The sequence below is a fragment of the Nonomuraea sp. bgisy101 genome (assembly GCF_057708945.1).
The window spans coordinates 14,698-29,070 of sequence record NZ_JBYITD010000026.1 but is presented as its reverse complement, the minus strand read 5'-3'; the positions used below and the strand labels follow the sequence as shown (position 1 = coordinate 29,070).

General features: G+C 69.5%; 7 protein-coding genes. 6 read left to right on the top strand and 1 reads right to left on the bottom strand.

Translation table 11 applies throughout. From position 1 onward, the window contains the following. Positions 1 to 311: 311 nt before the first annotated feature. Positions 312 to 1,850, bottom strand: coding sequence for a glycoside hydrolase family 88 protein (locus AC3EO4_RS38290; RefSeq protein WP_431900324.1), 1,539 nt, complete (start codon positions 1,848 to 1,850; stop codon positions 312 to 314). A 334-nt stretch (positions 1,851 to 2,184) separates the two neighbouring features. Here AC3EO4_RS38290 and AC3EO4_RS38285 point away from each other — a divergent pair, with 334 nt between their 5' ends. The 6 genes from AC3EO4_RS38285 (at position 2,185) to AC3EO4_RS38260 (ending at position 14,367) form a co-directional block, all read left to right on the top strand. Further along, a complete protein-coding gene (locus AC3EO4_RS38285; protein WP_379575603.1) occupies positions 2,185 to 4,596 on the top strand; it encodes a PQQ-dependent sugar dehydrogenase in 2,412 nt (803 codons plus the stop codon). Between the two features lie 77 nt (positions 4,597 to 4,673). After that, the gene (locus AC3EO4_RS38280) at positions 4,674 to 6,479 is read left to right on the top strand and encodes a glycosyl hydrolase family 28 protein (protein WP_431900322.1); all 1,806 of its coding nucleotides are present in this window, start codon (positions 4,674 to 4,676) and stop codon (positions 6,477 to 6,479) included. Between the two features lie 68 nt (positions 6,480 to 6,547). Then, positions 6,548 to 7,738 carry a carbohydrate-binding protein gene (locus AC3EO4_RS38275; protein ID WP_431900320.1) on the top strand — a complete coding sequence of 397 codons (1,191 nt, stop codon included), beginning with the start codon at positions 6,548 to 6,550 and terminating at the stop codon, positions 7,736 to 7,738. Then, complete coding sequence (locus tag AC3EO4_RS38270; protein WP_431900319.1) at positions 7,735 to 9,519, top strand: glycosyl hydrolase family 28 protein; 1,785 nt, start codon at positions 7,735 to 7,737, stop codon at positions 9,517 to 9,519. The genes AC3EO4_RS38275 and AC3EO4_RS38270 overlap by 4 nt, the downstream gene beginning before the upstream one ends. Beyond that, positions 9,516 to 11,831, top strand: a complete 2,316-nt coding sequence (locus AC3EO4_RS38265; RefSeq protein WP_431900317.1) for a glycosyl hydrolase family 28 protein — start codon at positions 9,516 to 9,518, stop codon at positions 11,829 to 11,831. The genes AC3EO4_RS38270 and AC3EO4_RS38265 overlap by 4 nt, the downstream gene beginning before the upstream one ends. Before the next feature lie 13 nt (positions 11,832 to 11,844). After that, positions 11,845 to 14,367, top strand: coding sequence for a CBM35 domain-containing protein (locus tag AC3EO4_RS38260; protein WP_431900315.1), 2,523 nt, complete (start codon positions 11,845 to 11,847; stop codon positions 14,365 to 14,367). The last annotated feature ends 6 nt before the right edge of the window (positions 14,368 to 14,373 follow it).

Genomic DNA, 14,373 nt, shown 5'->3' with positions numbered 1-14,373 from the left:
TGGCTTTTCGGCAGGCGCAATGGCGGGCGAAGGGCCGGATGCGTCGAGGTTCGCCTGCGGGCGCCTCGAGCCGGCCAGTCCAGGGACGGCGCTCGGCCAGCCGGACGCGACCGACCCGCTCCAGTGAGCTGGTCGGGAATCGACCGGGGCGTGGTGGTGTCGGCCGCGGCGTCGATCGGCGTAGCTGTGCCGCCACGGCCGCGTCGGTTGATGGCAGCAAACCTTGACCGCGCCCCGCGACCGCGTACCGCTGACCTGGCCGCTCCCCGCCCCGTTACGCCGTCCACGCAGGTGGGGAGCGGCGGGTCGGGTCAGTGGCGGGTGCGGATCATCTGCTCGTTCATGATGAGGAAGGCCCCCAGCCCGTGGAAGTCGTTGGCCGGTCTGGCCCGGTTGTAGTAGTAGCTGAGCACGTCGTCCACGTTGGTGCCTTCGCTGATGTCCACGATGTTCGTGCGCCCGTCCGAGCCCACCGACACCTTGCGCAGCACGCCCTCGTACCCGCGGTCGGCGTTGACCTGGTAGGAGGCGTCGACGTAGCCGCGCTCGACCGAGCGGGAGATCGTGTAGGTGTACATGGCCGAGCATGAGGTCTCGGTCCAGTTGGCGGAGTCGCCGGGTTCGGTGACGACCTGGAACCATCGGCCGGTGGCCGGGTCCTGCCAGTGGGCGTAGGCGGGCACCAGCTGGCGCAGCATGTCGATCAGCGCCTGCCGCCGCGGGTGGTCGGCCGGGATGATCTCCAGGATGTCGATGGCCGCCATGCCGAACCAGCCGATCGCCCGGCACCAGGAGATGCCGTTGGTGTTGCCGAGCGAGGGCTTCACCCACGAGGCGGTGGGCTCGCCCGGCTCGTCGTAGGCGTGGTAGAGCAGGCCATTGCTCCGCCGCAGGTGGCTGAAGTAGACCTCCATCTGCTTGGCCGGTTCGGTGCGGGTGAAGGTGTCGGCCGCGACCCAGGCGCCGTAGCGGGCCAGGAACGGGTTGACCATGAACACGCCGTCGGCCCACAGCTGGTCGATCCGGCTGGAGGAGGTGGAGTGCCACCAGCCGCCGTCGGAGGTCCGCGGGTAGGTGTTCAGCCGGTTCCTGATCTTCGCGGCGGCGGTGCGGTAACGCGACTGGCCGGTCTCCTTGTACAGGGCCAGCAGGACGTTGCCTGACTGCATGCTGTCGAGGTTGTTGAAGCTGTTGGAGATGTTGCCGGAGGAGTCGACGAAGCGGTCGGCCCAGTCCTTGATGTACTGCAGGTAGCGGGGGTCGCCGGTGCGCTGCCAGACGAGGTACTGCCCCCACAGGTACAGACCTCGGGTGTAACCCCAGCCGCCGAGCGTGCCGGGGGAGTAGCGGGCCATGGTCGACTCGACCACGGAGACGGACCAGTCGGGCCCGCTGGGCGTGCCCACGGTCAGCGCGTCGAGGTTGGGGCCGCCGTTGGCAGTGGTGGCCGTCGCGCGGATGGTGTTGGCGCCGGCGTTCAGCGGCGCGTCGGCGCTCACCTCGCGCCACGAGGTCCAGGCACCTGTCCCGGGGAACGAGACGGTGCGTAACGGCGCGCCGTTCACCGTGATGGCCATCGGCCGGTCGGCGGTGGTGCCGTTGGCGAAGCGGAAGGTCAGCGGGGTCGTCTCCGCGGCGGTCGCGTCGACGGTGAACTCGACGTAGGAGCCGATGAGGTTGTCGTAGTTGACGAAGCCGGTGCCGGTGTAGCCGGCGTGGTTGGACTCGACGACGCCCTGGGAGATCGTGGCGTTCTCGGCCTGGTGGACGGTGGCCGCTTCGGAAGCGGCGGGCACCGGCTGGAGCAGCAGGGCGGCGGTGGCGATCACCGCCAGGGTTCTGGTGAACACGGTGAAGTCTCCTCGTACCGGTGAGACATCCCATGTCTCACCGGCTCTGCGCAGGGGAGGGTGAGGTCTCCCGGGCCACTGGAGGCTGCGAAGTCCGGGAGACAGATCCAATCTTTCGCCAGGAGAGATCTACCTATGAGATACAGCAACTGTTTGCAGGAGTCCAGAGTCTGCTAACACATCGGATCTCTGTTCCGGTCGACCGAGATACGAGTTAGGAAAGCTTCCTAAAAAATGGACCGCTCCATATCCTGAAATCTGTTGACGGTTGTGACTTTTTGTGGGAACACGGGGAAAAGCTCCAATCTTTCGCCACCCCGCTTCAAGGAGCGCCATGAACTTACGTCGGTCCCGGGCAGCCTGTGCCATCCTGCTCGCCGCCGGGACGCTCACCGCCTTGACCGATACGGCGGCCCACGCCGCTCCCACCCGCTACGAGGCCGAGAACGCCACGATCTCCCAGGGCGTCGTCGAGTCCAACCACGCGGGCTACTCCGGCACCGGCTTCGTCAACGGCGACAACGTCGCCGGCTCCTACGTCGAGTGGACCGTCACCGCCCCCGCGGCAGGCACCGCTACCCTCGCTCTCAGGTACGCCAACGGCACCACCGCCAACCGGCCCAGCGACATCTCCGTCAACGGCGCGCTGGTCGCCGACGACCGCGCCTTCAACCCCACCGGCGCCTGGTCCACCTGGGCCACCAGCACCCTCACCGCGCCGCTGCAGGCGGGCACCAACAAGATCCGCGCCACCGCGGCAGGGGCGGGCGGCAACCCCAACTGGGACTCCCTGGACGTGGAGGTCGCCGCCCCCAGCACCGACTACCAGGCGGAGAGCGCCACCATCTCGCAGGGCGTGGTCGAGTCCAACCACCCGGGCTTCACCGGTTCCGGCTTCGTCAACTACGACAACGTGGTGGGCTCCTCCGTGGAGTTCACGGTCAGCGCCGCGACGGCGGGGCCGCAGACGCTGAAGTTCCGCTTCGCCAACGGCACCACCACCAACCGGCCGATGAGCATCACGGTGAACGGCGGCGCCGCCGTCAACCAGGACTTCCCCGGCACCGGCGCCTGGTCGACCTGGCAGGAGGCCTCGGTCACGGCCACGCTGAACGCCGGCGCCAACACCGTCAGAGCGACCGCCGCCACCGCCAACGGCGGGCCGAACCTCGACCGGCTCAGCGTCACGGGACCCGGCGACACCGAGAAGCCGACGGCGCCTGGCCAGCCGTCCTGCAGCGAGATCACCCACAACAGCCTCAAGCTCGACTGGGGTCCCTCGACGGACAACATCGGCGTTGTCGCCTACGACATCTTCCACCTCGGCACCCAGATCGGCACCGCGCCCGCTCCGCCGTACACGCTGACGGGGTTGAGCCCGGACTTCGCCTACCAGATCTCGGTGTTCGCCAGGGACGCCTCGGGCAACGTCTCGGCCAGCAGCCCCGAGGTGAGCTGCCGCACCCAGCCGGCGCCGGCGGACGACCCGCCCAGCCAGCCTGGCCAGCCGACCGTGTCGGGCGTGCAGCCGACGCAGGCGAGCGTCACCTGGGGCGCCTCGACCGACGACAACGGCGTCACCGCCTACCGCATCGTCGACCAGACCAACGCCCTGCTCAAGGAGGTCACCGGCACGCCGCCGGCCACCACCACGACAGTGCCGCTGGAGTGCAACAAGACCTACCAGTTGCGGGTGATCGCGCGTGACACCGCGGGACAGCTGTCCACGCCGAGTACGGCCGGCGCCGCCTTCACCACCGGCGGCTGCGGCACCGTGCCGCAGACCCCGACCACCGTCGTGGGCGGCTGGGACGTGCCCTGGGACATCTCCTGGGCCCCCGACGGCAGCTTCGCCCTGGTGACCGAGCGGGACACCTTCCGGGTCTTCAAGGTGACCCCGAGCGGCACCAAGACGCAGGTCGGCACCGTGCCCAACAGCCAGACCACCGACGGCGAGGGCGGCCTGATGGGCGTGGCCATGTCGCCGACCTGGAACGGCGGCAGCGACCAGGAGGTGTTCTTCATGCACACCTCCTCGGAGGGCAACCGGGTGGCGAAGATGAGCTTCAACGGCACCACGCTGTCCGGCTACACCTCGATCCTTCAGGGCATCGCCAAGAACCGGTACCACAACGGCGGCCGGATCAAGTTCGGCCCCGACGGCTACCTGTACGTCACCACCGGCGACGCCCAGCAGACCAGCAACGCGCAGAACCTCAACTCGCTCAACGGCAAGATCCTGCGCATCGCCAAGACCGGCGCCGCCGCTCCCGGCAACCCGTTCAACAGCCGCGTCTACACCTACGGTCACCGCAACCCGCAGGGCATCGCCTGGGACTCGGCGGGCCGCCTGTGGTCCTCCGAGCTGGGCAACTCCTCGCGCGACGAGCTCAACCTCATCCAGGCGGGCAAGAACTACGGCTGGCCGCAATGCGAGGGCAACTGCAGCGTCTCCGGCATGACCAACCCGAAGTACACCTGGAGCGTCTCGGAGGCCTCGCCGTCCGGCATCGCGATCGTCAACAACACGATCTTCATGGCGGCCCTGCGAGGGCAGCGCCTGTGGCGGATCGTGCTCAACGGCGAGAGCGTCTCGACGGTCAACTCCTACTTCAACGGCACGTACGGCCGGCTGCGCGCCGTGGAGAAGGTGCCGGGCGCGAGCGCGATCTGGTTCGGCTCCACCAACTCCGACAACAACGGCAGCGGCGCGGCCGACGTGATCCGCCGCTCCGCCATCCAGTAACCGCCCCAGCCCCCCGCCCGGCGGCGCGCGCGACCCGCGCCGCCGCCGGGCGGGTCACCCCCCGAGCGGAGCATCCGGTGACGACACCCTCACGACGTGACCTCTTCAAGGTCGCGGGCCTGGCGGGCGGCGGCGCGCTGCTGCCGCCCCGCACGGCTTCAGCGGCATCGGCCACGGCAGGCGCCGCCTCCCCCTGGGACCAGGTGCCGGAGATCCTGGCCAGGATCGTGCCGCCGACCTTCCCCGACCGCACGTTCACCATCACCGACTACGGCGCCAAGCCGGACAACACCACCGACTGCACGCCCGCCTTCCGCAACGCGATCGCCGCCTGCAACGCGGCAGGCGGCGGCACGGTGCTGGTGCCAGGCACGGGCCGCTTCCGCACCGGGAAGATCCACCTGCTGTCGAACGTCCGCCTGCACGTCGAGGCGGGAGGCACCGTCCGCTTCCGCTCCGACGCGGGCTCCTACCTGCCGAACGTCTTCACGCGATGGCAGGGCATCGAGTGCTACAACTACTCGCCGTTCATCTACGCGCGCGGCCAGACCAACATCGCGCTCACCGGCCAGGGCACCATCGACGGCAACGCCGCCGCAGGGCCGTGGTTCGGCTTCGACTCCCAGCGCGGACCGGACTGGGAGCGCCTGCAGGAGATGGCCGTCGACGGCGTGCCGGTCGACCAGCGCCAGTTCGGCGACGGCCACTACCTCAAGCCGAACATGGTCCAGCTGTACGGCTGCGCCAACATCCTCATCGAGGACCTGGACATCAGGAACCCCGCGATGTGGACCGTCCACCCCGTCCTGTCGCGGAACGTCACCGTCAGGCGGATCAAGATCTACAGCCGGGGCGCCATGGTGGACGGCGTCGACCCCGAGTGCTGCTCGGACGTGCTCATCGAGAACTGCTCCTTCGACACCGGCGACGACGGCACCGTCATCAAGTCCGGCCGCGACACCGACGGCCGCCGCGTCGGGGTCCCGTCGGAGAACATCGTCATCCGCGGCAACAAGTACTACGGCCGCTGGGGCGCCGTCACCGTCGGCAGCGAGATGTCCGGGGGAGTGCGCAACGTCTTCGCCGAGGACAACCAGATCTTCCCCGGCTCCGGCTATCGGTCGTTCTACGCGCTCTATCTGAAGACCAACAACCGCCGCGGCGGCGTGGTCGACGGCGTGCACGTGCGCGGCCTGACCGGCGGCCCGTGCGACCGCGGCGCCTTCTACGTCGACATGAACTACAGCCTGACCGGGCCGGGCCACGGCCCCATCGTCAACCCGGTGATCCAGAACCTCACGGTCGACCATCTCGACATCGCCGACTCACCGTTCGCGATCAAGCTCTCCGGCTCCCCGGCCAGTCACGTCAGGAACGTCACGATCTCCAACAGCACCTTCACCGCCATCGACACGCCGGCCCCGCAGCTCAGCAACGCCGACAACGTGCAGCTGCACAACGTCAGGGTCAACGGCACGCTGTACGGCACGCCGCCGAACGCCACCCGCTACGAGGCCGAGAACGCCACCATCTCCCAGGGCGTGGTGGAGTCCAACCACGCCGGCTACTCCGGGACCGGCTTCGTCAACTACGACAACCTCGTCGGCTCCTCCGTCGAGTTCACCGTCACCGCCGCCGCGGCGGGCACCGCCACGCTGGCCTTCCGCTTCGCCAACGGCACCACCGCCAACCGTCCGATGGACATCGCCGTCAACGGCGCGGTGGTGGCCGCGAACAAGGCCTTCAACGGCACCGGCGCCTGGACCACCTGGCAGACCACCACCGTCTCGGCCCAGCTCGCGGCCGGAACCAACACGGTCAGAGCGACGGCCACCACGGCGAACGGCGGCCCGAACCTCGACTACCTGGAGGTGACGGCATGACCGGCGACGTTCAGGGGCACCGCCAACGGCGGGCCTGACCTCGACAAGATCACTATCGGATAGGACCCATGGAACTGTCACGTCGCCAGCTCGCACTGCTCGCCGGCACCGTCGCCGCCACGCCCCTCCTGCCCGCCCGCCCGGCGCTCGCGGCTCCCACCCTGCTGCCGCCCGGCATGACCTGGCGGCTGCTGTGGTCGCCGTCGGCGAGCGCCGACGGCATGGGGGCGTGGGAGACCGTCGAGGACGACCGCGCCGACTCCCATCCCGCAGGGCAACCGCACATCTACCCGGAGGGGAACAACTACCGCTTCGTCATGCACACGGTCGACCGCGACACCAGCACCGACAGGCAACGCCAGGAGGTGACGGGCAACCGTACCTCCAGCAGCAGCTACCTGCAGTGGAAGGCAGGCGAGCTGTGGCGCGTGACGTACTCGATGTTCATCCCGAGCACCCTCAAGGCCACCACCAGCTTCACCCACATCTTCCAGACCAAGATGCCGGGCACCGGCAGCCTGCCGATCACGGTCACCTCCCTGCGGCAGGTCAACGGCGCCCAGACCATCGAGCACAAGATCCACCAGGTCGACATCCTGGTCGCGCGGACCGACCTGGTGCCGCTGCACGACAAGTGGATCGACATCGACTACGAGATCAGGATCGGCGACGGCTCGTCGGGGGCGGTGCGCTGGGTGGTCAGGAGCGGCGGCACCACGATCGTGGACGCGACGAAGACGGGAGTGGACACCTTCCTCGGCGACCGGGTCCGCCCCAAGTGGGGCATCTACCGGTCGCTGGGCGACACGTCCGGGTCGCTGCAGAACTGCCACCTGCTGCTGACGAACCTGAAGGCCTACCAGGCCGTGCCGGGAGGCGGCGGCACCACCCGCTACGAGGCCGAGAACGCGAGGATCTCCCAGGGCGTCGTCGAGTCGAACCACGCGGGTTTCTCCGGCACGGGCTTCGTCAACGGCGACAACGTGGCGGGCAGCTACACCGAGTGGACGGTCAACGGCGTCGTCGGGGCGGCCACGTTGCGGGTGCGGTACGCCAACGGCACCACCACCAGCCGTCCGGCCACGATCGCGGTCAACGGCAGCACCGTCACCCGGGACTTCCCCGGTACCGGCGCGTGGTCGACCTGGGCGACCGCGTCCCTGCCGGTGACGCTCAACGCCGGTAGCAACGTGATCCGGATCACCGCCACCACCGCCAACGGCAACCCCAACCTGGACTACATCGAGGTGACCCAATGACCGGGGACACGCCCTCGAGGCGGGAAGTCCTGCGCGCCGCCGTACTCGCGACCGGCGCGGTCGCGCTCGCCGGCCCGGCGCCGGCCAGAGCCGATGCCGCTGCCGCCGCGTCGCCGTGGGACGAGGTGCCGGAGATCCTGGCCCGCATCGTCCCGCCCACCTTCCCCGACCGGACGTTCGACATCACCGCCTACGGCGCCGTCGGCGACAACAGCACGGACTGCACCGCCGCCTTCCGCGACGCGATCGCCGCCTGCAACGCCGCCGGCGGCGGCCGGGTGCTGGTCCCCGCCGGCACCTTCCGCACCGGGAAGATCCACCTGCTGTCGAACGTGAACCTCAGCGTCACCGGCACCATCCGTTTCCGCACCGACCCCGGCTCCTACCTGCCGAACGTGTTCACCCGGTGGGAGGGCATCGAGTGCTACAACTACTCGCCCTTCATCTACGCCGACGGCAGGACCAACATCGCCATCACGGGCACCGGCACCATCGACGGCAACGCCCCGGCGGGGGAGTGGTCGTCATGGGGCGGCGGCGGAGCCGACCGCGACCAGCTCCGCGCGTGGGGCGCGTCGGACTACCCGGTCGAGCGGCGCCAGTTCGGCGCGGGACACAAGCTGCGCCCCAACATGATCGGCCTCTACAACTGCACGAACGTCCTGGTCGAGGGCCTCAACCTGCGAAATCCGGCCATGTGGACGTTACACCCGGTCTACTGCGCCAACGTCACGGTCAGGAACGTCACCTTCTACAGCACCAACTCCCAGGGCGACGGCTGCGACCCCGACTCCTGCACCGACGTGCTCATCACGGGCTGCAGATTCAACACCAACGACGACTGCGTCCCGGTCAAGTCCGGCCGCGACCGCGACGGCCGCCGCGTCAACCGGCCCTCGCAGAACATCGTGGTCCAGAACTGCAAGTTCTCCGGCCGCTGGGGCGGCATCACCATCGGCTCGGAGATGTCGGGCGGCGTGCGCAAGGTCTTCGCCGAGGACTGCGCCTGCAACGCCGCCGACTTCCCCGGCCGCTACCCGGTCAAGTACGCGCTGTACGTCAAGACCAGCTTCAACCGCGGCGGCTACGTCGAGGACGTGCACCTGCGCCGCTTCACCGGCCGCAACCTCGAACGCGACGCCGTCTACATCACGATGAACTACGAGACGTCCGGCAGCATCCCGCCGACGGTGCGCAACTTCTCCGTCGACGGCATGACGGTCAGCGGCGGCCGTTCCGCCTACAACTTCGACGGCCGCTCCGCCCAGCACATCCAGAACGTGACGATCTCCAACAGCACGTTCACCGGCATGACCAACGCGGGCAACATCGCGAACTACGTGGACAACCTCCAGCTGATCGGCGTGTCGTACAACGGCCGCGACATCTCCAACACCACCCCGCCGGGCACCCGCTACGAGGCCGAGAACGCGACGATCTCGCAAGGGGCGGTGGAGTCCAACCACGCGGGCTTCTCGGGCACGGGCTTCGTCAACGGGGACAACGTGGCGGGCAGTTACACCGAGTGGACGGTCTCCGGTGTCGCCGGGGCGGCGACGTTGCGGGTGCGGTACGCCAACGGCACCACCACCAGCCGTCCGGCCACGATCGCGGTCAACGGCAGCACCGTCACCCGGGACTTCCCCGGTACCGGCGCGTGGTCGACCTGGGTGACCGCGTCCCTGCCGGTGACGCTCAACGCGGGCAGCAACGCGATCCGGATCACCGCCACCACCGCCAACGGCAACCCCAACCTGGACTACATCGAGGTGGCCCCATGAGCCCCAAGCGCCTGGCCTGGCTCGCGGTCCTCCTCCTGGCCGCCCAAACACTGACCGCGCCGCCCGCGGCCGCGCTCGCCGAGTTCAACGTGCGCGACTACGGCGCCACCGGCAACGGCGGCACCAACGACGACGACGCGATCGACCGCGCCATCAACGCCGCCAGCGCGGCCGACGGCGGCACCGTCGTCTTCCCCTCCGGGACCTACCGCTCCCGCACCATCCACCTGAAGAGCGACATCACCCTCCGCCTGGACTCCGGCGCGACGGTCAAGGCGGCGGCGAGCGGCATGGACGCCCCCGAGTCCAACCCGTACGACGCCTACCAGGACTTCGGCCACAGCCACTTCAACAACTCGCTGTTCGTCGGCAGGAACGTCAGCAACGTGCACTTCACGGGTGCCGGCACCATCGACGGCGACGGCAACCTGTCCACCAGCAACTCCCCGCCGTCAGGCGCGGGCAACAAGGCCATCGCGCTCACCGAGTGCGCCGACGTCAGCATCACCGGCATCTCGATCCGCCGCGGCGGCCACTTCATGGCGCTGCTGAACGGCTGCCACGACGTGCTGATCGACAACCTCAGGACGTACTACGCCGAGAACGGCGTCCGCGACGGCATCAACCTGATCAACAGCTGGAACGTCACCGTGCAGAACAGCCGGATCGAATCCAGCGACGACGCGATCGCGCTGAAGAGCGACTACGCCCTCGGCCACACCTACACCAGCCAGAACGTCCGGGTGCGCGACACGACCGTGTACTCCCACGAGAACAACGCGCTGCAGTTCGGCTCGGAGACCTGCGGCAACTTCCGCGACATCCGCTTCGACGACATCACCGTGCTGGGCGGGGGCAAGGCGGGCATCGGCATCGTCTCCATGGACGGCGCGATCATCGAGGACGTCCACTACACCGACATCTCGCTGACCAAGACCACCACGCCCATCTTCATGAAGATCGGCGAACGCAAACGCTGCCCGGGCTCGCCTACCGCCGGCCGGATCAGGAACATCCACCTCACCAACGTGACCGGCACGAACCTGACGGCACCCGAGCCGTCGGGTACCACCGGCGGCTCCGAGCTGACCAGCACCATCACCGGCACGCCCGCCGTCGACATCGGCCCCGACATCACGCTGGACGGCGTCAGGCTGACCGTCCCCGGCGGCCACCCCGCCTCCGACGCCACCCGCGTGCCCGGCGAGTTCCCCACCACCTATCCGCCGCGCGACTACGGCACCCGCCCCTCGTTCGGCATCTGGGCCCGCCACGTCCAGGGGCTGTCGATCAAGAGCGAGATGCGCTTCGACAGCAATGACAACCGCCCGGCGTTCATCGTCGACGACGGCTCGAACGTCCGCCTCGACGTGATCGCCCAGCGCGGCGCCGGCAGCGCCTACGACGTCGGCGTCAGCGGCATCAGCGGCTACGCGGTGACCGGCGCCAACACCACCGGCGGCGCGCTGCGGGTGCGTGCCACGAACTCCACGCCCGTCCCTGGCAACCCCGTCAGCCTGTACGGCGAGGCCGAGTCGGGCACCGTCACGGCCCCCATGCAGACCCTGCAGGACCCGGCCGCGTCCGGCGGCTCCTACGTGAGCGTCGCCCCCGGCAACAACAGCCAGACGGCGGCCCCGCCGACCGGCCACGCCACGCTCACCTTCGCCGTGCCCGACCCCGGCACGTTCACGGTGTGGGCCAGGGTGATCACGCCCACGACCAGCGACGACTCCTTCTGGGTGCGCTCCGACGGCGGCTCCTGGACGAGCTGGAACGGCATCCCGCTCGGCTCGGCGTGGCACTGGGCCCGCCTGCCCGTCACCTACGACCTGAACGCGGGCACGCACACCGTCACCTTCGCCTACCGCGAGGACGGCGCCCGCCTCGACCGGGTGGCCATCTCCAGCGACCCGGCCTTCACCCCGTCCGACGGCCCGCCGCCCACCGTCTACGAGGCGGAGAACGCGACGATCTCGCAGGGCGTCGTCGAGTCCAACCACGCCGGCTACACCGGCACCGGCTTCGTCAACGGCGACAACGTCGCCGGCTCCTACGTCGAATGGACGGTCAACGCGGCCGCCGCGGGCACCGCCACCCTCACCCTGCGGTACGCCAACGGCACCACCGCCAACCGCCCGATGGACGTCGCCGGCGCCCTCGTCGACTTCCCCGGCACCGGCGCGTGGACCACCTGGTCGACCCGGAGCATCACCGTTCCCCTCACCGCGGGCGCCAACCTGATCAGGGCCACCGCGACCACCGCCAACGGCGGACCGAACCTGGACCACCTCGCCGTCACCGGCCCGTAACAGGAGGCCGCACATGTCCCGTGCGCCGCGCGCGGCGCTGCTCGCCGTGCTCACCCTCGTCCTCGGCATGCTGGTCGCGCCCCCGGCCCGCGCCGAGCTGCAACACCCGCGCCAGGCCTTCCTGCGCTCCTCGATCGGCGGCCTGTTCCTGCACTGGGGCATGCGTACCTCGCCCCAGCACACCAGCTGCAGCGCGTGGGAGTCGGCGGTCACCGGCGGCGGCTGGAACGCCGGCTACTGGGTGCAGGAGGCCAAGAAGCTGCACACCCAGTACATCGTGCTGGCCACCTTCCACTCCCGGCTCGGCTACGCCCGGCCGTACCCGAGCGCCGTCCCCGGCTCCTGCCGTACCTCCAGGGACTTCCTCGGCGAGCTCATCGACGCCGCGGACGCGCAGGGCCTGAAAGTCATCCACTACATGACCGACGACCCGCAGTGGTGGAACGAAGGGCTGCCCTCCGGCCAGTCGTGGCTGAACTCCTCGGCCTACTCCGCCTACAAGGGCCACAGCGTCGACCTGCACACGCGCGACGGCTTCGGCGAGTTCAGCTACGACCTGTTCGTCGAGCAGATGGCGCGCTATCCGAAGCTCGCCGGGTTCTGGATCGACAACGACAACGCCTACTGGGAGCGCAACGGGCTGTACGAGCGCATCCGCGCCGAGCGGCCCGACATGACGCTGTCGAACAACAACGAAGACACGCCGATCATGGACATGATCAGCAACGAGCAGAAGACGGGGATGACGCCGAGCTACGACTACCCGCAGGCGGTCTACACCGCGGCGCCCCGGCTCATCGAGGCCGACTTCAAGCTGCCCACCAGCGGGCCCTGGTGGTACGGCGGGTCGGACCAGGCCGTCGACTACCGGCTGACGCTCGGCCGGCTCATCACCAACGCGGGCTCGTCGGTCAAGGCGCTGATGGCCGAGACGCCGATGAAAGCCGGGCGCATGCCGCCCGCGCAGGAGACGTTCAACACCTTCGCCAACGGCTACCTGGAGGCGATCTGGGAGTCGCTCAACGGCACCGAGGGCGGCGGCTACATGTACGGCGGCCTCGATCCCGGCTTCTGGAACGGCGGCGCGCACGGCGTCACCACGATCAGCAAGGCCAATCCGAACCTGCACTACGTCCACGTCATCACCCGCCCGTCGGGCAGCACGCTGTCGCTGCGCGACAACGGCTACAAGATCACCTCGGTGACGAACCTGCGCACCGGGGCGCCGGTGAGCTTCACCCAGGCCGGCGGCACGCTGACGCTCAGCGGGATCTCCTCGTGGGACCAGTACGACACCGTCTTCAAGGTCGTCTCCAGCGGCCGGGAAGGCATCTACACCGGCGTCACGATGTCCGCCTCGGCGTCGGCGAGCGGCCACCCCGCCGCGCACGCCGGTGACGGCGACTACCTGACGTACTGGGACGCCACCTCGGCGAGCGCCGTGTCCCTGCGTTTCGACCTCGGATCCCCCCGTCCCGTCCGCTACATCGGGATCAATCAGCGCGAAGACTCCACCACCTATCCGGCTAGCGGCTCGGCGCGCATCAACGGCTACCGCGTCTACGTCAGCGACGACGGCACCACCTGGGGCAGCCCGGTCAAGACCGGCAACCTGCCCAACCACCGCGGCGTGCAGATCATCGACATCCCCGCCACCACCGCCAGGCACGTGCGGCTGGAGAAGACCAGCAGCCACGGTGTCGCCAGGCTGCGCGTGGACGAGGCCTGGATCGGCGGTGCCTACCCGGGCGGCGGCGGGCAACCACCGCAGAACCGGCACGAGGCGGAGAACGCCACGATCTCGCAGGGCGTCGTGGAGTCCAACCACGCCGGCTTCTCCGGCACGGGCTTCGTCAACGGCGACAACGCCGCCGGCCCGTACGTCGAGTGGACCGTCAACGCCGCCACCGCGGGCGACGCCACGCTGAGGTTCGGCTACGCCAACGGCACCACTGCCGACCGGCCGATGGACATCACGGTGAACGGCGTTCGGCTGGGCAGCCTGCCGTTCCCCGGAACCGGGGTGTGGACCGACTGGCGGCAGGCCGGCGTCGAGGCCGCCCTGGCCGCGGGCGCCAACACGATCAGGGCGACCGCCACGACCGCCGGCGGCGGGCCGAACCTCGACTACCTCGACGTCGAGGCGGCAGGACCCGCGCCCACCGACTACCAGGCCGAGGACGCGACGATCTCGCAGGGCGTCGTGGAGTCCAACCACGCCGGGTTCACCGGCACGGGCTTCGTCAACTACGACAACGTCGCCGGCTCCTCCGTGCAGTTCACCGTCAACGCGGCCACGGCCGGCACCCACGAGGTGAAGCTCCGCTTCGCCAACGGCACCACCACCGACCGGCCGATGGACCTCACGGTCAACGGGGGAGCGGCCACGAACGTGAGCTTCCCCGGCACGGGCGCCTGGACGACCTGGGTGGAGAAGACCGTGACCGTCTCGCTGGCCGCGGGGGCCAACACGATCAGGGCCACCGCCACCACCGCGAACGGCGGGCCCAACCTCGACCGGATCAGCATCGGCTGAAGGAGG